Origin of the sequence: Citrobacter sp. Cf088, from assembly GCF_030334295.1 — a bacterium.
Classification (GTDB): domain Bacteria; phylum Pseudomonadota; class Gammaproteobacteria; order Enterobacterales; family Enterobacteriaceae; genus Citrobacter; species Citrobacter freundii.
On record NZ_JAOWEE010000058.1, the window covers coordinates 24127 to 43001 of the forward strand.

20 protein-coding genes are annotated in these 18875 nt (G+C 53.5%); 6 read left to right on the forward strand and 14 right to left on the reverse strand.

All coding sequences use genetic code 11. From position 1 onward, the window contains the following. Positions 1–66: 66 nt before the first annotated feature. The 5 genes from hemW to OGV71_RS23470 are packed head-to-tail and all read right to left on the reverse strand — an operon-like array spanning position 67 to position 3373. Positions 67–1203, reverse strand: a complete 1137-nt coding sequence (hemW, locus tag OGV71_RS23450) for a radical SAM family heme chaperone HemW (protein WP_204583285.1) — start codon at positions 1201–1203, stop codon at positions 67–69. Then, positions 1196–1789, reverse strand: coding sequence for an XTP/dITP diphosphatase (locus OGV71_RS23455; RefSeq protein ID WP_003027104.1), 594 nt, complete (start codon positions 1787–1789; stop codon positions 1196–1198). The genes hemW and OGV71_RS23455 overlap by 8 nt, the downstream gene beginning before the upstream one ends. A gap of 7 nt (positions 1790–1796) precedes the next feature. Beyond that, positions 1797–2087, reverse strand: a complete 291-nt coding sequence (gene yggU, locus OGV71_RS23460) for a DUF167 family protein YggU (RefSeq protein ID WP_003027101.1) — start codon at positions 2085–2087, stop codon at positions 1797–1799. Continuing rightward, the gene (locus tag OGV71_RS23465) at positions 2084–2650 is read right to left on the reverse strand and encodes a YggT family protein (protein WP_003027097.1); all 567 of its coding nucleotides are present in this window, start codon (positions 2648–2650) and stop codon (positions 2084–2086) included. The genes yggU and OGV71_RS23465 overlap by 4 nt, the downstream gene beginning before the upstream one ends. Before the next feature lie 18 nt (positions 2651–2668). Then, a complete protein-coding gene (locus tag OGV71_RS23470) occupies positions 2669–3373 on the reverse strand; it encodes a YggS family pyridoxal phosphate-dependent enzyme (protein WP_071687445.1) in 705 nt (234 codons plus the stop codon). Positions 3374–3390: 17 nt separating this feature from the next. On the opposite strand from OGV71_RS23470, the gene OGV71_RS23475 reads away from it, so the two are divergent. Beyond that, positions 3391–4371, forward strand: a complete 981-nt coding sequence (locus tag OGV71_RS23475) for a type IV pilus twitching motility protein PilT (RefSeq protein WP_204583286.1) — start codon at positions 3391–3393, stop codon at positions 4369–4371. Here the strand turns inward: OGV71_RS23475 and ruvX are convergent. The 8 genes from ruvX to metK form a co-directional block, all read right to left on the reverse strand. Further along, positions 4368–4784 (reverse strand): Holliday junction resolvase RuvX, encoded by a 417-nt coding sequence (ruvX, locus tag OGV71_RS23480; protein WP_003027087.1) that lies wholly within the window; start codon positions 4782–4784, stop codon positions 4368–4370. The genes OGV71_RS23475 and ruvX overlap by 4 nt on opposite strands. Then, the gene (locus OGV71_RS23485; RefSeq protein ID WP_003027086.1) at positions 4784–5347 is read right to left on the reverse strand and encodes a YqgE/AlgH family protein; all 564 of its coding nucleotides are present in this window, start codon (positions 5345–5347) and stop codon (positions 4784–4786) included. The genes ruvX and OGV71_RS23485 overlap by 1 nt, the downstream gene beginning before the upstream one ends. 111 nt (positions 5348–5458) lie before the next feature. Then, positions 5459–6406 carry a glutathione synthase gene (gshB, locus tag OGV71_RS23490; RefSeq protein ID WP_003027083.1) on the reverse strand — a complete coding sequence of 316 codons (948 nt, stop codon included), beginning with the start codon at positions 6404–6406 and terminating at the stop codon, positions 5459–5461. Positions 6407–6425: 19 nt separating this feature from the next. Beyond that, a complete protein-coding gene (gene rsmE / locus OGV71_RS23495) occupies positions 6426–7157 on the reverse strand; it encodes a 16S rRNA (uracil(1498)-N(3))-methyltransferase (RefSeq protein ID WP_003027080.1) in 732 nt (243 codons plus the stop codon). A 73-nt stretch (positions 7158–7230) separates the two neighbouring features. Next, on the reverse strand, positions 7231–7938 hold the full coding sequence (gene endA, locus OGV71_RS23500) for a deoxyribonuclease I (RefSeq protein WP_016150969.1): 708 nt from the start codon (positions 7936–7938) through the stop codon (positions 7231–7233). Positions 7939–8032: 94 nt separating this feature from the next. Then, on the reverse strand, positions 8033–8530 hold the full coding sequence (locus OGV71_RS23505) for a SprT family zinc-dependent metalloprotease (protein WP_003838223.1): 498 nt from the start codon (positions 8528–8530) through the stop codon (positions 8033–8035). 77 nt (positions 8531–8607) lie between these two features. Further along, complete coding sequence (locus OGV71_RS23510) at positions 8608–9993, reverse strand: sugar porter family MFS transporter (protein WP_286534097.1); 1386 nt, start codon at positions 9991–9993, stop codon at positions 8608–8610. A 399-nt stretch (positions 9994–10392) separates the two neighbouring features. Then, on the reverse strand, positions 10393–11547 hold the full coding sequence (gene metK / locus OGV71_RS23515) for a methionine adenosyltransferase (protein WP_003027071.1): 1155 nt from the start codon (positions 11545–11547) through the stop codon (positions 10393–10395). 540 nt (positions 11548–12087) lie between these two features. Between metK and yqgG the strand changes: the two genes are divergently transcribed. The 4 genes from yqgG to speB all read left to right on the forward strand — a co-directional run bounded on the left by yqgG (position 12088) and on the right by speB (position 15591). After that, complete coding sequence (gene yqgG, locus OGV71_RS23520; RefSeq protein ID WP_269147429.1) at positions 12088–12225, forward strand: small protein YqgG; 138 nt, start codon at positions 12088–12090, stop codon at positions 12223–12225. 91 nt (positions 12226–12316) lie between these two features. After that, complete coding sequence (gene yqgB, locus OGV71_RS23525; RefSeq protein WP_003027062.1) at positions 12317–12448, forward strand: acid stress response protein YqgB; 132 nt, start codon at positions 12317–12319, stop codon at positions 12446–12448. An 8-nt stretch (positions 12449–12456) separates the two neighbouring features. Then, the gene (speA, locus tag OGV71_RS23530) at positions 12457–14433 is read left to right on the forward strand and encodes a biosynthetic arginine decarboxylase (RefSeq protein ID WP_003027059.1); all 1977 of its coding nucleotides are present in this window, start codon (positions 12457–12459) and stop codon (positions 14431–14433) included. Between the two features lie 237 nt (positions 14434–14670). Next, positions 14671–15591, forward strand: coding sequence for an agmatinase (gene speB / locus OGV71_RS23535; RefSeq protein ID WP_003027056.1), 921 nt, complete (start codon positions 14671–14673; stop codon positions 15589–15591). Positions 15592–15787: 196 nt separating this feature from the next. On the opposite strand, the gene loiP is transcribed toward speB, so the two are convergent. Beyond that, the gene (gene loiP, locus OGV71_RS23540; RefSeq protein ID WP_003027053.1) at positions 15788–16546 is read right to left on the reverse strand and encodes a metalloprotease LoiP; all 759 of its coding nucleotides are present in this window, start codon (positions 16544–16546) and stop codon (positions 15788–15790) included. 279 nt (positions 16547–16825) lie between these two features. Here loiP and tkt point away from each other — a divergent pair, with 279 nt between their 5' ends. After that, entirely contained in the window at positions 16826–18817 is a 1992-nt protein-coding gene (tkt, locus tag OGV71_RS23545) for a transketolase (RefSeq protein ID WP_003027049.1), read from the forward strand. Positions 18818–18875 lie beyond the last annotated feature (58 nt).

The following is an 18875-nucleotide window of genomic DNA, read 5'->3' on the forward strand; positions in this document are numbered from 1 at the left end:
CGCAGCGCCATCAGGCAATTTGCCGGATGCGGCTCAAGGCCTTATCCGGCCTACATCATTACCGTATTACTCCGCCAGAAACAGCTCCAACAGAGAGTTCAAAAACAGCTTACCGTGTTGAGTAATCTGCCAGTATTCATCGCATTCACTCAGGTAGCCCTGGGAAATAGCCTCATCGATCTGTCGACGAATAACGTCCTCGGTAAGCCCGGTATATTGTCTGAACTCCGCGCGAGGCGCGGCCTCAAGCAACCGGAAACGATTCATAAAGAACTCGAACGGCTTATCGGCTTCGGCGACATCACGCTGGCTTTCGAGATAACGCCCTTGCATGTAGCCACGCGGATGCCGCGTTTTGGTGGTACGCAGAATGCGCCCGTCCGGGAACGTAATTTTGCCATGCGCGCCGCAGCCAATACCGAGATAGTCGCCAAAACGCCAGTAATTAAGGTTGTGCTGACACTGATAGCCCGGCTTTGCATAGGCTGAGGTTTCGTACTGTTGATACCCGGCGGCGGTCAGCAACTGGTGGCCTTGCTCAAAAATATCCCACAGCGCATCATCGTCTGGTAAAACAGGCGGTCGGGAACCGAACAGCGTGTTGGGTTCGATGGTCAACTGATACCAGGAAAGATGCGGTGGGTTGAGCGCGATGGCCTGCTGTAAATCGCCCAGCGCCTCTTCCAGCGTCTGATCTGGCAAACCATGCATCAGGTCGAGGTTAAAGCTGCGTAGCCCCAGACCGCTCGCCAGGTGTGCTGCTCGTTTGGCTTCTTCCGGCCCGTGAATACGTCCCAGACGCTCGAGTTTGGCGGAGCTAAAGCTCTGTACGCCAATCGAGATACGGTTTACGCCAGCGCGTTGATAATCAACAAAGCGATCGGCTTCCACCGTCCCGGGATTCGCCTCCATTGTGATTTCTGCATCTGCGGCCAGATTCAGCCGTGCACGCACGCCGTCGAGCAGCGTTTGCATTGCCGGGCCAGAAAGCAGGCTCGGCGTACCACCACCGATAAAAATTGTCTTTACTTCCCGCCCCTGGGCGTGGGCCACCTCAGTATCCAGATCGTTCAGCAGGTGCTGAACATAGTCGTCATGAGGAACCTCGCCCTTAAGCGCATGCGAGTTAAAGTCGCAGTACGGGCATTTCTGCACGCACCAGGGGATGTGAATATAAAGACTTAGCGGCGGAAGGTTAACCATTGCGCAGGGCATCCAGCAGCAGCTTCAGTGCCTGTCCGCGGTGAGAAATCGCACTTTTTTCTTCGCGGGTCAGCTCAGCAGCTGTTTTTCCTTCGGACGGCACAAAAAAGATTGGGTCGTAACCAAAACCACCGTTTCCGGCCGGTTCACGGGTAATCACGCCCGGCCAGCTTCCGTGGCACACTAAAGGCGTGGGATCGTCCGCATGGCGCATATACACCAGCACGCAGTGGAATTGCGCCTGACGCTGGTCATCCGGGACATCCCGCAGGGTGTGCAGCAGTTTTTCCAGGTTCTGCTGATCGGTCGCATCTTCGCCGGAATAGCGGGCTGAATAGATACCCGGCGCGCCGCCAAGGGCATTTACTGCCAGGCCGGAGTCATCAGCAATGGCTGGCAAACCCGTAATTTGCGCGGCATGACGCGCCTTCAGAATGGCGTTCTCAATAAACGTCAGTCCGGTCTCTTCTGCAGAATCAACTCCCAGATCCGTTTGGGCAACAACATCAAGACCGAAATCACTCAGAAGAGAGGCGAGTTCACGCACTTTACCGGCATTGCCGGTCGCGAGGACAACTTTTTGCATGGGATACCTAATCAGTTAGCGCCGCAATTTCGGGCGGGATCTGTTGCGGATGAATAATTTTAACCTGTTTGTGACGACCAAGCTCGCCCTTCTCAATAACGACCTGGCTTTTCGCTACGCGGAACTGTTTGCCGAGAAACTTCACCAGATGGCTGTTGGCTTGTCCATCGACCGGCGGGGCGGTAATGGCGACTTTAACTTCGTCGCCATGTAAACCCACAATACTGTCACGGCTGGCTTTCGGCTGAATATAGAGCCGTAAAACCAGACCGTCGTCGCAGGGTGTAACGGCACTCATAGCGCCATCCACAGCCCCGGCAGCAGTATGTTGCCTGTCGCCTGTAACACTTCCGCGATACCCATGTTAATGACATAGAGCAGCAGAACCAGAATCATTGGGGAGAAATCGATCCCGCCCATGCCTGGAAGTATGCGACGGATAGGACGCAACAGCGGATCCGCCAGTTGAATCAGCACGTACTCCACCGGACTGCGACCCTGGCTGACCCAGCTCATAATCGCCATTACCAGCAGCACCCAGAAAATCAGCAGCCCAATGGTCTTCAGGACAATCAGCACGGCGGCGATCCAGATGATCGGCTGGAACGTGACCACCTTAAATAGCACGATGGCTTTGATAAAGCTGAGAACGAGCGCGACTAATGCTGATGCGCTGTCAATGGGCCCCATTGGCGGAATAATACGGCGTAACGGCCCAATAATGGGCTGAGTGATTTTCACAATAAACTGCGAGAACGGGTTGTAGAAATCGCAGCGAGACCATTGCATCCACACGCGCAGCAGCAGCGCCATGGTATACAGCTCAATTACCGTTGAGAGCAGGAAGGTCAACGTATTCATGGTGTTCCTTAATTTTCCTTATTTTTTAGTGTAATCACGAGCACCAAAAATGGCAGTGCCGATGCGCACCATCGTGCTACCCGCCGCGATAGCGGCATCCATATCATCAGACATCCCCAGCGAGAGCGTATCGATATTTGGATAGCGTGTTTTCAACCCGGCAAATGCTACAGCCATTTGCTGTGCAACTTCAAACTGCCTTACATAATCTGACTCAGGAGCGGGAATAGCCATCAAACCACGCAGGGTAATGCGCGGCAGCGCAGCGACTTCAGCGGCCAGGGCATCAAGCTCTGCCAGCGGAATCCCTGACTTACTGTTCTCATCGCTGATATTAATCTGGATCAGCACATTCAGCGGCTGCAGGTCTGCCGGGCGCTGTTCGCTCAGACGGGCAGCGATACGTAGACGGTCGATCGTATGGCACCAGTCAAAGTGCTCGGCGACCAGACGACTTTTGTTGGACTGCAGCGGGCCGATAAAGTGCCACTGCAGATCGTTGACGCCTTTTTCCTGAAAGTAGCGGATTTTATCCACCCCTTCCTGGACATAGTTTTCACCGAAGGCACGTTGCCCTGCGGTAATGGCTTCTTCGATGGCGCTCGCAGGTTTGGTTTTGCTGACTGCAAGCAACATAACTTCTTCTGAAGACCGCCCGCAACGCGTCGCGGCGGCTGAGATTTTGTCCCGGACATGTGCCAGGTTATGCGCGATATCGTTCATTTTCCGAGGATGTTCATATGAATATGGAAGAAATAGTGGCCCTTAGTGTAAAGCATAACGTGTCGGATCTACACCTGTGCAATGCATGGCCTGCGCGTTGGCGCAGACATGGAAAAGTCGAAAGCGCACCGTTTACCGCGCCTGACGTAGAGAATCTGCTGATGTGCTGGCTCAGTGAGCAACAACAGGTACAGTTGCAGGAGCAAGGGCAGATTGATTTTGCCGTTACCCTGACGGACTCCCGGCGGCTGCGCGCCAGCGCATTTGTCCATCTGCAGGGAACCTCGCTGGCGCTAAGACTGCTACCGCTGGATTGTCCCCATTTAGACGATCTTCAGCCTCCCGCGTTCATACCTGAACTGCTTCACAGTGAAAACGGGTTGATTCTGGTGACAGGCGCTACCGGCAGCGGTAAATCTACGACCCTGGCTGCGATGGTGGAGTATCTTAATCAGCATATTGAGGGGCACATTCTGACGCTGGAAGATCCTATTGAATATCGCTACACCAGCCGACGTTGTCTGATTCAACAGCGGGAGGTGGGAGCACACTGCGCCTCTTTCGCCACCGGTTTGCGCGGTGCGCTACGCGAAGATCCCGACGTTATTTTGCTGGGTGAGCTGCGCGACGTGGAAACCATTCGGCTGGCATTAACGGCGGCGGAGACCGGACATCTGGTGCTGGCAACGTTACATACGCGAGGTGCGGCGCAGGCCATCGCGCGGCTGGTGGATTCCTTTGCAGCAACAGAGAAAGATCCTGTGCGTAACCAACTGGCAGATAGCCTGCGGGCGGTTCTTTCGCAAAAACTGGAGGAGGATAAGCAGGGGGGACGCGTGGCGCTATTCGAACTGCTCGTCAACACGCCCGCCGTGGGCAATTTGATCCGCGAAGGGAAAACGCATCAGCTACCCGGCGTGATTCAAACCGGGCAGCAGACAGGTATGCAGACGTTTGCACAAAGTTTACAGCAGCGACAGGCGCAGGGGCGGCTTTAATAGCCTTGCTCGAAATAGCTTTCCAGGATAATAACGGCAGAAGCGGAGTCCACTTTGCCTTTATTCAACGCCCGGTAACCGCCTTGCTCAAACAGGCCTGAGCGGGCTTCGACGGTGCTCAAACGTTCATCGTGCAGCGTTACGGTTACGCCAAAGCGACCATGAATGCGGTTAGCGAATTTACGTGCGCGCGCGGTAAGGGGCTGTTCGGTGCCATCCATGTTGAGCGGCAGGCCGACAATGATTTCATCCGGTTGCCACTCTTTCAGCAGGCGTTCAATCAAATTCCAGTCTGGCGTACCGTCCTGTGCTTTGATGGCGGGCAATGGCCTGGCCGTACCGGTAATGCGCTGACCCACGGCGACGCCGATACTTTTCGTACCAAAATCAAAAGAGAGTAATGTTCCGTTCATCATGCGTGTCCCGCCACGCCGGGCATGGTCTGAATATCTATCCCGATAAGCTTCGCCGCATCGCGCCAGCGGTCGGCAATCGGCGTTTTGAATAAGATGTTGAGATCGGCAGGGGCCGTAAGCCAGGCGTTATCCAGTAACTCTTGTTCCAGTTGGCCCTTTTCCCATGATGAATAGCCTAATGCCACCAGCACCTCGGATGGTTGCTCCTGCGTGCCCAGAGTTTCTAATACATCGCGGGAGGTTGTGATGATGGTGTTATCAGAAATGCGAATACTGGATGCAAAGCGCGACGGTGGGGTATGAAGTATAAATCCACGGTCTTCTGCCAACGGGCCGCCGAGCATCACGGGCTTATCCAGACGAATGGCCGGATCGCGTTCTTCTGGAGTAATCTTCAGCTTTTCCAGAATCCCTTCAATTTGTAAGTTTTCCAGAGGCTTATTGACGATAATCCCCATTGCTCCGTTCTCATTGTGTTCGCAGATATACACCACGGAACGGCGGAAAATTGGATCCTGGAGAGCAGGCATGGCAATTAGAAAGTGATGCTGTAAATTCATTGTCAGAGGTTCTGTTTCCTGGTTCAAAAAAGCAACAGCGCCCAGTATGCGTACAAACAGGAGCGCTGTCACTATTAGTATTGGTAGGGTCCCTTCTACCGGCGAGTTCTTTTATTTTTGCAGGCGCGCTTCAATAGCATCCATCAGCATACCGGTAATCGAAACCGGGAACTCCGCTTCAATTTCACGAATACAGGTTGGGCTGGTGACGTTAATTTCCGTCAGACGATCGCCAATGATATCCAGACCGACAAAAATCAAACCTTTCGCTTTCAGCGTTGGCCCAATGCGACGGGCAATTTCCCAGTCACTGTCGGTTAATGGACGCGGCTCGCCACGACCACCTGCGGCCAGGTTGCCACGGGTTTCACCACCCTGCGGAATACGCGCCAGGCAGTAAGGAACGGGTTCGCCATCGACCACCAGCACGCGTTTATCGCCGTCTTTAATGGCTGGCAGATAGTTCTGCGCCATGCAGTAGCGGGTACCGTGCTCGGTCAGCGTTTCCGCAATAACGCCAAGGTTCGGATCGCCTTCCTTCACGCGGAAAATAGAGGCCCCGCCCATGCCGTCCAGCGGTTTGAGAATGATGTCGCTGTGTTTTTGCCAGAAGGCTTTCAGCTGCGCTTTATTACGCGTGACCAGCGTTTCCGGCGTCAGATCGGCAAACCATGCGGTGAACAACTTTTCGTTGCAGTCGCGCAGGCTCTGCGGTTTGTTGACGATCAGCGTTCCTTTCTCTTCTGCACGTTCCAGAATATAGGTCGCGTAGATGAACTCGGTATCAAACGGCGGATCCTTACGCATCAGAATAACGTCCAGGTCTGCCAGCGGGAGATCCTGTTCGCTCTTGAACTCATACCATTTGTCGTAGTTCTGCTCTACGCTCAGGGTACGCGTATGGGCGCGGGCTTCACCGTTGATCAGATAAAGATCGGCCATCTCCATATAATGAATTTCGTAACCGCGGCGTTGCGCTTCCAGCAGCATAGCGAAACTGGAATCTTTCTTGATGTTGATGCTTGCGATGGGATCCATCACGATGCCGAGCTTGATCATGTTCTTCTCCGTTTATGCCTTAGCCCAGATCGCCAAAACGCACCTGAAGCGCGGTAATGGCGGTGAGCGCAGTTGTCTCAGTACGCAGAACGCGAGGTCCTAACAGAATATCAGTAAACTGATACCGTGCGGTCATGGCAATTTCATCTGCCGACAACCCACCTTCCGGGCCAATCAGCAAGCGGATACGCTCCACCGGGAGCGGCAGCGTGTTAATGCTGGCGCTGGCGCGAGGATGCAGATTGAGCTTCAGTCCTTCGTCCTGTTCTGCGCACCATGCTTCCAGGTCCATTGCCGGGCGAATTTCAGGCACCCGATTACGACCGCACTGTTCGCAGGCGGCAATGGCGATTTTCTGCCACTGCTGGAGCTTCTTGTTCAGGCGTTCATTGTCCAGTTTAACGCCGCAACGCTCAGAAAAAAGTGGCGTAATGAGGCTTACACCCAGTTCAATCGATTTCTGGATAGTAAATTCCATTTTTTCACCGCGCGACATTACCTGGCCCAGGTGGATATGCAACGGTGATTCCCGATCGTCGAGTTCAGCGTTAAGCACCTTCACTTCCACGCTTTTCTTACTGGCGTGGGTAATTTCGGCGTCGAATACCTGATTGCTGCCATCAAACAGCTGTAGCGGCTGGCCTGGCCCCATACGTAGTACGCGGCCGATATGGTTGGCAGCATCTTCACACAGTGAAATTTGGCTACCGGAAGCGAGTGGCTCTGGGTGATAAATGCGAGGAATGCGCATAGTTAAACATCCGCGTCATGGCCCTGGGCTGCAACAGGCAGGGCATGGTTAAAAATATTGCCGCTAGTGTAGGTTAGCTCTTTTGCGCCTGGCAAGCGCGTTGCACATAGGGGTTATGATTCCCCTGTACCTTCGCGATGCGTTCGTCGCGCTCACACTCCCAGTCGGTGACCGGATACTGCTTATTCCAGGCATTAAAAAGCTGGGTTTGCTGGCGAGAGAGCGTCAGGTTGTATTGGTCGCGCATATAAAAATAGGTACGCGCGATGGCGCCACGGGCGCGGGCAGGCGGCTCGGCAACTTTCTCTTTGAAATCAACCTTCATCGCGCACTGTCCATACTGGCCTTCGCCACCGTTCCACTGGCTGTACATGAAGTTAGCGCGATCGCCATTCACTTCACCTACCGCAGGCTGCAGGTTATGCATATCGCTTTCCATTTTGCGATAGACCGGATCTTTAGCGCAGTTTTTACGCCCTCCGTCCTGCCAGCACTGACGCTGATGACCAAACTGCCAGGCGGGGACAACGTGCTCCCATTCAATTCGACTGGCGCGGTTTTCGTTTTTTCGCACTTTATAGCCGCAGGATTCGAGGTCCACGACCCCTTTTTTGCCTTGCCAGTTAATTTTACAACCGCAGTAGAAATCGCCTGGTGCATCGGCGTTAACTTTGACGCCCGCCGCTTTTGCCTGAGAAAAACTGTTGATGCCTTCGGCTAAAGCCGGGCCTGAAAATGCTGCGGCTAACAAGGCCGCAGCAAAAGAAAAATTACGGTACATCACGAACTCCGTGTCAAAACGAGCCCGCAACGTAGCGAAAGTCATTCCTGTATGCAATCAGTTAGATCAGAAAAGTTCCTGATAATTCTGAAGATTATTCTGCAATCAGTGGTTCGCCGCAGTGAACGCAGCGGTAGGTGGCTTCGCCGCGTATCACGCGGTTATGGCGGCGTACGGTCAGTTGGTGTTCCTGACACTTGCAGCGGTAAGTAAAGGTCTTACGCTGCACGGATTGCAGTTCGAACTGATGCGTACGTCGGGCTGGCACGCCCAGCACGCTTTCCATCATCCATTTCCACTCTTTGCCGTGCGGCGGCACGCGGCCAAAGTATTTCCACACCAGTAAATGCGCCAGTTCATGGGGCACCACTTCGTTAACGAACGCGTCAACGTTCTCCATCAGCAGGACGGGATTCAGACGAATTTCGTAGGTTTGTAGCCACGCGGTACCCGCGGCGGTTCCGCGCTGTTGGTAAACCAGCTTTGGCTCCGGGTAATTGCGTTCTAGCTTGAGATTGGCCTGAGCGAGTTTTTCCCGCAGGCTGCGCATAACGGCTTGCTGGATGGCGATAGGGAGACGGGAGGTTTTCATAACGCCAGAGGATAGTGCGGCAGGGAAGGGACTGCAAGAGGAAGGCTTCCTCCCGCGGGGGAGGAAGCTTTTCGTGATTAGTCGTGTGCGCCAATTTCGCGCAGTTTACGACCTTTCATCAGGTTACGTTCAATGTGTTCCAGAGAGACATTTTTAGTTTCAGGTATCAGCCACAGGGTCAGGAAGATGAACAGGACGTTCAGACCACCGTAGACCCAGAAAGTATTGGCGCTTCCCAGCGAGTTCAGCATCGTCAGGAAGGTTGCACCGACGATCATATTGGCAATCCAGTTGGTTGCGGTAGAGCAGGTGATACCGAAATCGCGGCCTTTCAGCGGTTGGATTTCAGAGCACAGAACCCAAATCAGCGGACCGGCGCTCATGGCAAAGCCAACGATAAACATCAGCAGCATCAGTACAGCGAAGTATTGTGCGGATGCCGAGTGAATACCCACGTGCATCATCGTGCCCAGCACGCCCATACCGACGGCCATCACGATAAAGCCGAGGATCAGCGGGCCCCAACGGTCAACCAGGCCAATGGCGATAAAGGTTGCCAGCACGTTGGTCAGACCGACGATAACAGTCCCCCACATCTGCTCTGTGGTGTTGGTGTAGCCCGCCAGCTCAAAGATTTTCGGTGCGTAATACATAATGACGTTCATCCCGGTGAACTGCTGCATCACCTGTAACAGGACGCCAAGGAATACCGCGCGGCGGAAGTTGCTGTTTTCTTTAAACAGCGCCCAGCCGCTCTGCTTCACCTGCAGACTTTCACGAATTTCATCCAGCTCGCGTTTGGCTTCTGCGCTGGTATCACGCAAACGCAACAGAACACGTTCAGCATCGACAAAACGACGTTTAGCAGCAAACCAGCGTGGGCTGTCCGGCAGGAAGATAACGCCAACCAGCAGCAGCAGGGCAGGGATGATGATCACGCCCAGCATCCAGCGCCATGCGCCGCTGTAGCTAAACGCCGTATCGGAAAGATACGCACCCAAAATACCGATGGTGATCATCAACTGATACATAGAGATCATGCTGCCACGAATTTTTTCCGGGGCAATTTCAGACAGGTAAAGCGGCGCGGTATAAGACGCAACGCCTACCGCAAGGCCGAGCAGCACGCGGGAAACCAACAGCACTTCAACGTTTGGTGCCGCGGCGGAAAACAGTGAACCGGCAACAAACAGGATTGCGCCGATCATCAAACTCTTTTTACGCCCCAGTTTGAAGGAGAGCCAACCGCTGCCGACGGCACCCACGGCTGCACCAAACATCATCGAACTCACCACCCATTCCTGAGTGTGGGGGGTAATTTGGAACTCGTCGGTGATGAACGGTAAAGCTCCGGCAATAACACCGATATCCAGGCCAAAAAGTAATCCAGCCAGGGCTGCAAGAAAGCAGACAAAAAATGTCATGGCTTTGTTGGAACGCCCCGTTTTTTTATTGTCAGGCATGATGCCCTCCGGTTGGGTAGCTAGTTTTGTTGATGTTAAGGGTAGGTGAGTACGGGGTAAAAAAATGCGAATCACATCACATTAGTGTAATCGGTTACACTGGCATTCATGTAAGTTATTGGTTATTTGATTGAAAAATAACGTTATTTATTTCACATGAATAACATTGATTGTCTGGGTTTAAGATAATGCTGAAATATAATGTAACAGTGATGCAATCACAGTAACGAAGAGATGTTGATTCATGTTGGATCGAAATTCTACGATATGTAATCGCTTTCATTTGCTGTTTACAACAAGGGAGGTTAGCGTAGCTTTGGCTATGGGGTATGGAAGAGAAATGGACATAAAAAAGACCAGCGCGAGGCTGGTCTTCATAAGCGTTGAACCGTGAGGGAATTACTTCAGACCGGCAGCTTCACGCAGCAGAGCGGCTTTGTCGGTTTTTTCCCATGGGAAATGTTCGCGACCAAAGTGACCGTAAGCAGCAGTTTCTTTGTAAATCGGGTGCAGCAGATCCAGCATCTGAATCAGGCCATACGGGCGCAGGTCGAAGAACTCGCGCACCAGCAGGGTCAGTTGCTCAGAAGGCACTTTTTCAGTACCAAACGTTTCCACCATGATAGAGGTCGGTTCAGCCACGCCGATTGCGTAGGAAACCTGAATCTCACAGCGATCAGCCAGACCAGCGGCAACAATGTTTTTCGCGACGTAACGAGCTGCATAGGCTGCGGAACGGTCAACTTTAGACGGATCCTTACCAGAGAATGCACCGCCGCCGTGACGCGCCATGCCGCCGTAGGTATCAACGATGATTTTACGACCTGTCAGTCCACAGTCGCCCATTGGACCGCCGATTACGAAACGACCGGTTGGGTTGATGAAGAACTTGGTCGAAGCAGTCAGCCATTCAGTAGGCAGTACCGGCTTGATGATCTCTTCCATAACGGCTTCTTGCAGCGATTTCTGATCGATGTCTTCAGAGTGCTGAGTCGACAGAACAACCGCATCAATACCGACGATTTTGCCGTCGTCATACTGGAAGGTAACCTGGCTTTTTGCATCCGGACGCAGCCAGGATAAGGTGCCATTTTTACGCACTTCAGCCTGACGCTGCACCAGACGGTGAGCATAGGTAATTGGAGCTGGCATCAGCACATCGGTTTCGTTGGTTGCATAACCAAACATCAGACCCTGGTCGCCTGCGCCCTGTTCCAGCGGATCGGCGCGGTCAACACCCTGGTTGATGTCCGGAGACTGTTTACCAATCGCGCTCAGTACCGCACAAGAGTTGGCGTCAAAGCCCATGTCGGAATGCACATAGCCAATTTCGCGAACCGTATTACGGGTGATCTCTTCGATATCAACCCATGCGCTGGTGGTGATCTCACCGCCAACTAAAACCATACCGGTTTTGACGTAGGTTTCGCAGGCAACGCGTGCTTTCGGATCCTGTTCAAGGATTGCATCCAGCACGGCATCAGAGATTTGGTCAGCGATTTTGTCAGGATGCCCTTCTGATACGGACTCGGACGTAAAAAGGTGTTTTGCCATATTTAATTTCACCTAAGGAGAATTTGGTTAGCTCAAACTGTCGAGTGGAATAGCCATGTGTAGAAGATTCTACCATGAGTCTGCAGATGACGGACACTGGCAGTCTGAGTGTTAATCGGTATAGATGGATTAACATCTGGACGGCTATTTTAGGACAGTTCTTCGCCTGATTTCCAGCTTTTTTTGATTGAGGTCGCATTGTACTGAAAATGTAACTGGAAATTTTTCCTGACGGTGCTGGCAATGCGCGCATTTATCTTTTGCTTTTTGACTTCCTTATGGGTATAAAACGCGGCGCGCGGCTCATATCCGTCATACTTCAAGTTGCATGTGCGTTGGCTTCCTCGCTTGCCCCAGTCACTTACTCATGTAAGCTCCGGGGGACTCCCTGCGTTGCCGCCTTCCCGCAACTCGGATTATTTAGGATAGACAAAAGCACACGACGTTTTCATCGTGTTGCCACTTCCAGCCGGGTTAAGACTTTAGCTTTGGCTTGTGGGTTCGTTCCGTCAGGAGCAACCGTGGAGGTGATACGAGATAATGAACCGTTGTATTCTGCTGAATCTGTCGCACCGTTCTGGTGTACATATGTTCCCCGCAATCTGCATCTTGCATACCTGCCGATGTTATACCCATCTCGGCGCTTCTCAGGACTCCAGGGCCGGTAACGGTCACTAAGAACTGAACAAGGGCGCTCTTGGTAAACAAGAGTTTTCTCGTGGTTTCGCCGAACCGTCAGCATTAAGTTCGGTTACGTGTTTACATTGATATGAAAAAGAAACCGGTCGCACAGTCGGAGCGTCAGCACTATCTGCTGCAAATTCTGCCTGTATTTGGGTTGTTATCGCGTCTTCGGATTGCGATAGTAGTCAACTGTTTTACACTTGTTAATAAAATTTGAGGTTCGCTATGTCTGACGACATTTCTTTGGGTTCGCCTTCGTCAGCAGGCGAACACGGTGTACTACGCTCCATGCAGGAGGTTGCAATGAGTTCCCAGGAAGCCAGCAAGATGCTGCGTACTTACAATATTGCCTGGTGGGGTAATAACTACTACGACGTCAATGAACTGGGCCACATCAGCGTGTGCCCGGATCCGGACGTACCCGAAGCGCGCGTTGACCTTGCTGAGTTGGTGAAAGCCCGTGAAGCGCAGGGCCAGCGTCTGCCTGCATTGTTCTGCTTCCCGCAGATCCTGCAACATCGTTTGCGTTCGATTAACGCCGCGTTTAAACGAGCCCGTGAATCTTACGGTTACAACGGTGACTATTTCCTCGTTTACCCGATCAAGGTCAACCAGCATCGTCGCGTGATTGAATCGCTGATCCACTCCGGCGAACCGCTGGGGCTGGAAGCTGGTTCCAAAGCTGAATTGATGGCCGTTCTGGCCCATGCCGGAATGACCCGTAGCGTGATCGTGTGTAACGGTTATAAAGACCGCGAATATATCCGTCTGGCACTGATTGGCGAGAAGATGGGCCATAAGGTCTATCTGGTCATCGAGAAGATGTCTGAAATCGCTATCGTGCTGGATGAAGCTGAACGCCTGAATGTCGTTCCGCGTCTGGGCGTGCGTGCGCGTCTGGCGTCGCAGGGCTCTGGCAAGTGGCAGTCCTCCGGCGGTGAGAAATCAAAATTCGGCCTGGCGGCAAACCAGGTGCTGCAACTGGTAGAAATTCTGCGCGAGCGTGGTCGTCTGGACAGCATCCAGTTGCTGCACTTCCATCTCGGCTCCCAAATGGCGAACATTCGTGATATCGCCACCGGCGTACGTGAGTCGGCGCGTTTCTACGTTGAGCTGCACAAGCTTGGCGTTAATATCCAGTGCTTCGACGTGGGCGGTGGTCTGGGTGTGGATTACGAAGGTACCCGTTCGCAGTCTGACTGTTCCGTAAACTACGGTTTGAACGAATACGCCAACAACATCATCTGGGCTATTGGTGACGCCTGTGAAGAACACGGTCTGCCGCATCCGACGGTAATCACCGAGTCTGGCCGCGCGGTAACCGCGCACCATACCGTGCTGGTATCTAACATTATCGGCGTTGAGCGTAGCGAACACACCGAAGCCACACCTCCGGCTGACGATGCGCCACGTGCCCTGCAAAGCATGTGGGAAACCTGGCAAGAGATGCATGAACCGGGAACCCGTCGTTCGCTGCGTGAATGGCTGCACGACAGCCAGATGGATCTGCACGATATTCACGTTGGGTACTCTTCAGGCACCTTTAGCCTGCAGGAGCGTGCGTGGGCAGAGCAGCTGTATCTGAACATGTGCCATGAAGTGCAGAAACAACTCGACCCGAGCAACCGTGCGCACCGTCCGATTATCGACGAGCTGCAGGAGCGTATGGCGGATAAGATTTACGTCAACTTCTCGCTGTTCCAGTCGATGCCGGATGCGTGGGGGATCGATCAGCTGTTCCCGGTAATGCCGCTGGAAGGGTTGAATCAGGTGCCTGAACGCCGTGCGGTGCTGTTGGATATCACCTGCGACTCTGATGGCGCTATCGACCACTACGTTGACGGTGATGGCATTGCGACCACCATGCCGATGCCGGAATACGACCCTGAGAACCCGCCGATGCTTGGCTTCTTTATGGTAGGTGCGTACCAGGAGATCCTCGGCAACATGCACAACTTGTTTGGTGATACCGAAGCGGTTGACGTGTTCGTCTTCCCTGACGGCAGCGTAGAAGTTGAGCTGTCCGACGAAGGGGATACCGTGGCGGATATGCTGCAATACGTGCAGCTGGATCCGAACACCCTGCTGACGCAGTTCCGTGACCAGGTGAAAAACACCGATCTGGACGCTGAGCTGCAACAGCAGTTCCTCGAAGAGTTTGAAGCCGGTCTGTACGGTTATACTTATCTGGAAGATGAGTAACGATAAATGCCTGGTGGCGCTGCGCTTACCGTTCCTACGAAAGTAGGCCGGATAAGGCGAAGCCGCCATCCGGCAGTCGGAATCCGCGGGGGCAGCATTTGTGGCACTCACTTGAATCCGTACAAAATAACGGCGATAATTTGCCGTAAATATGCAGTTACCAAATCAATCCCTTCCTCGTCGGGCTTAACGACGCGGAGGGGATTTTTTTTCATCGATTTTTAAAGAGGTCAGTACATGAGCACCTTAGGTCATCAATACGACAACTCCCTGGTTTCTAACGCCTTTGGTTTTTTACGTCTGCCGATGAACTTCATGCCGTACGACAGCGACGCCGACTGGGTGATCACCGGTGTACCGTTTGATATGGCAACGTCTGGTCGTGCGGGCGGGCGTCATGGTCCGGCGGCAATCCGTCAGGTGTCCACCAACCTGGCCTGGGAGCACAACCGATTCCCGTGGAACTTCGATATGCGCGAGCGCCTGAACGTGGTGGACTGCGGCGATCTGGTTTATGCGTTCGGGGATGCGCGTGAAATGAGTGAAAAACTGCAGGCGCATGCTGAGAAGCTGCTGTCTGCCGGTAAGCGCATGCTCTCCTTTGGCGGCGACCACTTCGTCACGCTACCGCTGCTGCGCGCACACGCTAAACACTTTGGTAAAATGGCGCTGGTGCACTTTGATGCTCACACCGACACCTACGCGAACGGCTGCGAATTCGACCACGGTACCATGTTCTACACTGCGCCGAACGAAGGTCTGATCGATCCGAATCACTCTGTGCAGATCGGTATTCGTACCGAGTTTGACAAAGACAACGGCTTTACCGTACTGGATGCGTGCCAGGTTAACGACCGCAGCGTTGATGACATTATCGCTCAGGTTAAGCAGATTGTCGGTGATATGCCGGTATACCTGACTTTTGATATCGACTGTCTGGATCCGGCGTTTGCACCAGGAACCGGTACGCCAGTGATCGGCGGTCTGACTTCCGATCGTGCTATTAAACTGGTACGTGGTCTGAAAGATCTGAACATCGTCGGGATGGATGTTGTTGAAGTGGCTCCGGCCTACGATCAGTCAGAGATCACCGCACTGGCGGCGGCAACGTTAGCATTAGAAATGCTCTATATCCAGGCGGCGAAAAAAGGCGAGTAACGGTTTCGGGCTATTTTACTCGCCATTTTGAACCCGGGCAGTGCTCGCCATCCTCACGTACTACGTGTACGCTCCGGTGGCTGTGCGCTGTCCGGTCTCAAACTGGCCTCGCCAATAACGCCCGATCATTGGACTAAATTTGTAATTCTGTAGGCCGGATAAGGCGTTCACGCCGCCATCCGGCACTGTTCGAAGATTATTTGATCCCGTCTGCGCTCATGCGATCGCGAATATGTTGCGCACGTTCTGCGGATGCCGGATGATCGTCAAACATTGAGCTTTGACGTCCTGCTTCCAGTTTTGCCAGTTTCTCAAAACTGGTGGCTAAGCCAGCCGGATTGATCCCACGTTTGCGCAACAGATCATACGAGTAATCATCCGCCTCGGATTCCTGACGCTGGGAGAACTGCGAGTTCACCAGTTTCTCGCCAAGATCGCCCAATTGCGATTGCGACAGGCTGCCGACAATCCCGCCAGCGGAAGCCGCAGCTGCGCGCACGGCGTTCGTACCCAGCGCAACCTGCATCCCTTTTTTCACGTGACCCAGCGCAACGTGACCCATTTCGTGGCCGATCACCGCTTCGACTTCGTTGTCTGTCATCATATCCATCAGGCCGCTGTATACGCGGATACAGCCGTTCGCCATGGCAAAGGCATTTACATCTTTCGCCATATAGACTTTGTAGTTCACCGGCTGGCCGTTAATGTTATCGCCAAGCGCGGCGGCGATTTTGCCAAGACGCGTTGCATACTCGCTGCCAGCCGGGGCGATCGTAGCTTTGCTGTCCATATCCTTACAGGCCTGATCGCTCAGCGCTTTTACCTGCGCATCGCTCAGACTGTAGGCCTGAAAAGCCTCTGCGCCTGAGGAAAGCAGTCCGTTTGAGTCCATGTTCTGGCAGCCGGTCAATGCCGCCGCCATGCTCGTAGCAAGCAGTAAAGCGCGAATTTTCATTTTTTCTCTTCCGCACAAAGTCAGGATTATTCTAAAAAATGCGTCGTTTGCAGGTGAACCGACGCTCGGCATAAGTATAAAGAAAAGAACAATAAGCGGGCGAGAAGATTGCGCAACTTGCGCGCATGATCCAGAGATTTCTGAAGCGGTAAAAGGATGCTCCATGTACATGACACGCGGCTTGGGTTACATTGTTGGCACTTTTTTCCGGCGTAGCCCAAAACGCGCTGTCGTCAAGTCGTTTAGGGCGTGGCCTTCATTATCCGATCTGGAGTCAAAATGTCCTCACGTAAAGAGCTTGCCAATGCTATTCGTGCGCTGAGCATGGACGCAGTACAGAAAGCCAAATCCGGTCACCCGGGTGCCCCGATGGGTATGGCTGACATTGCCGAAGTCCTGTGGCGTGATTTCCTGAACCACAACCCGACTAACCCGTCCTGGGCTGACCGTGACCGTTTCGTGCTGTCTAACGGCCACGGTTCAATGCTGATTTACAGCCTGCTGCACCTCACCGGCTATGATCTGCCGATGTCCGAGCTGCAGAACTTCCGTCAGCTGCACTCCAAAACGCCGGGTCACCCGGAAGTGGGTTACACCGCGGGTGTTGAAACCACGACCGGTCCTTTGGGTCAGGGCATTGCGAATGCAGTGGGTATGGCTATCGCTGAAAAAACGCTGGCGGCGCAGTTTAACCGTCCTGGTCACGACATCGTTGACCACTTCACCTATGCTTTCATGGGCGACGGCTGCATGATGGAAGGTATCTCTCACGAGGTATGTTCCCTGGCTGGTACGCTGAAACTGGGTAAACTGGTTGCGTTCTACGATGACAACGGCATCTCTATCGATGGCCACGTTGAAGGCTGGTTCACCGATGACACCGCGAAGCGTTTCGAAGCTTACGGCTGGCACGTGATTCGTGGTGTAGATGGTCACGATGCTGACGCGATTAAACGCGCTGTTGAAGAAGCACGCGCAGTGACCGACAAACCGTCCCTGCTGATGTGCAAAACCATCATCGGTTTCGGTTCTCCGAACAAAGCCGGTACCCACGACTCTCACGGTGCACCGCTGGGCGATGCAGAAATCGCACTGACCCGCGAACAGCTGGGCTGGAAATACGCGCCGTTCGAAATCCCGTCTGAAATCTACGCGCAGTGGGATGCGAAAGAAGCCGGCCAGGCAAAAGAAGCCGCATGGAACGAGAAGTTCGCTGCTTATGCCAAAGCTTTCCCGCAGGAAGCTGCTGAATTCACCCGTCGTATGAAAGGTGAAATGCCGTCTGACTTCGACGCGAAAGCCAACGAGTTCATTGCTAAGCTGCAGGCTAATCCGGCGAAAATCGCCAGCCGTAAAGCTTCTCAGAACGCGATTGAAGCCTTCGGTCCTCTGCTGCCTGAATTCCTCGGCGGCTCTGCTGACCTGGCACCGTCTAACCTGACTCTGTGGTCTGGTTCTAAGGCCATCAACGAAGATACTGCCGGTAACTACATCCATTACGGTGTACGTGAATTCGGTATGACCGCTATCGCAAACGGTATTTCCCTGCATGGTGGTTTCCTGCCGTACACCTCCACCTTCCTGATGTTCGTGGAATATGCCCGTAACGCGGTGCGTATGGCTGCGCTGATGAAACAGCGTCAGGTGATGGTCTATACTCACGACTCCATCGGTCTGGGTGAAGATGGCCCGACTCACCAGCCGGTAGAGCAGGTTGCTTCTCTGCGTGTGACCCCGAACATGAGCACATGGCGTCCGTGTGACCAGGTTGAATCCGCAGTAGCATGGAAATACGGTGTTGAGCGTCAGGACGGCCCGACCGCGCTGATCCTCTCCCGTCAGAACCTGGCACAGCAGGAACGTACCGCAGAGCAACTGGCGAACATCGCTCGCGGTGGCTACGTGCTGAAAGATTGCGCGGGTCAGCCGGAGTTGATCTTCATCGCCACCGGTTCTGAAGTTGAACTTGCCGTGGCTGCCTGGGACAAACTGACCGCTGAAGGCGTGAAAGCGCGCGTGGTTTCCATGCCGTCTACCGATGCATTCGACAAGCAGGATGCGGCTTACCGTGAATCCGTACTGCCGAAAGCCGTCTCTGCTCGCGTCGCTATCGAAGCTGGCATTGCTGACTACTGGTTCAAATACGTGGGCCTGAACGGCGCTATTGTCGGTATGACTACCTTTGGTGAGTCTGCACCGGCAGAACTGCTGTTTGAAGAATTCGGCTTCACCGTAGACAACGTGGTCGCGAAAGCAAAAGAACTGCTGTAATTTCGATTACGGTGAAAACGGGTCGCTCAGGCGGCCCGTTTTTTTGCTTATCAGGGTA

Bases quoted from the DNA above. Each gene is read 5' to 3' on its own strand.
- OGV71_RS23455 (WP_003027104.1), bottom strand. From the start codon at position 1,789: ATGCAAAAAGTTGTCCTCGCGACCGGCAATGCCGGTAAAGTGCGTGAA.
- hemW (WP_204583285.1), bottom strand. From the start codon at position 1,203: ATGGTTAACCTTCCGCCGCTAAGTCTTTATATTCACATCCCCTGGTGC.
- gshB (WP_003027083.1), bottom strand. From the start codon at position 6,406: ATGATCAAGCTCGGCATCGTGATGGATCCCATCGCAAGCATCAACATC.
- speB (WP_003027056.1), top strand. From the start codon at position 14,671: ATGAGCACCTTAGGTCATCAATACGACAACTCCCTGGTTTCTAACGCC.
- yqgG (WP_269147429.1), top strand. From the start codon at position 12,088: ATGAACCGTTGTATTCTGCTGAATCTGTCGCACCGTTCTGGTGTACAT.
- ruvX (WP_003027087.1), bottom strand. From the start codon at position 4,784: ATGAACGGAACATTACTCTCTTTTGATTTTGGTACGAAAAGTATCGGC.
- rsmE (WP_003027080.1), bottom strand. From the start codon at position 7,157: ATGCGCATTCCTCGCATTTATCACCCAGAGCCACTCGCTTCCGGTAGC.
- endA (WP_016150969.1), bottom strand. From the start codon at position 7,938: ATGTACCGTAATTTTTCTTTTGCTGCGGCCTTGTTAGCCGCAGCATTT.
- OGV71_RS23505 (WP_003838223.1), bottom strand. From the start codon at position 8,530: ATGAAAACCTCCCGTCTCCCTATCGCCATCCAGCAAGCCGTTATGCGC.
- speA (WP_003027059.1), top strand. From the start codon at position 12,457: ATGTCTGACGACATTTCTTTGGGTTCGCCTTCGTCAGCAGGCGAACAC.
- yggU (WP_003027101.1), bottom strand. From the start codon at position 2,087: ATGAGTGCCGTTACACCCTGCGACGACGGTCTGGTTTTACGGCTCTAT.
- loiP (WP_003027053.1), bottom strand. From the start codon at position 16,546: ATGAAAATTCGCGCTTTACTGCTTGCTACGAGCATGGCGGCGGCATTG.
- OGV71_RS23465 (WP_003027097.1), bottom strand. From the start codon at position 2,650: ATGAATACGTTGACCTTCCTGCTCTCAACGGTAATTGAGCTGTATACC.
- tkt (WP_003027049.1), top strand. From the start codon at position 16,826: ATGTCCTCACGTAAAGAGCTTGCCAATGCTATTCGTGCGCTGAGCATG.
- OGV71_RS23470 (WP_071687445.1), bottom strand. From the start codon at position 3,373: ATGAACGATATCGCGCATAACCTGGCACATGTCCGGGACAAAATCTCA.
- metK (WP_003027071.1), bottom strand. From the start codon at position 11,547: ATGGCAAAACACCTTTTTACGTCCGAGTCCGTATCAGAAGGGCATCCT.
- yqgB (WP_003027062.1), top strand. From the start codon at position 12,317: ATGAAAAAGAAACCGGTCGCACAGTCGGAGCGTCAGCACTATCTGCTG.
- OGV71_RS23475 (WP_204583286.1), top strand. From the start codon at position 3,391: ATGAATATGGAAGAAATAGTGGCCCTTAGTGTAAAGCATAACGTGTCG.
- OGV71_RS23485 (WP_003027086.1), bottom strand. From the start codon at position 5,347: ATGAATTTACAGCATCACTTTCTAATTGCCATGCCTGCTCTCCAGGAT.
- OGV71_RS23510 (WP_286534097.1), bottom strand. From the start codon at position 9,993: ATGCCTGACAATAAAAAAACGGGGCGTTCCAACAAAGCCATGACATTT.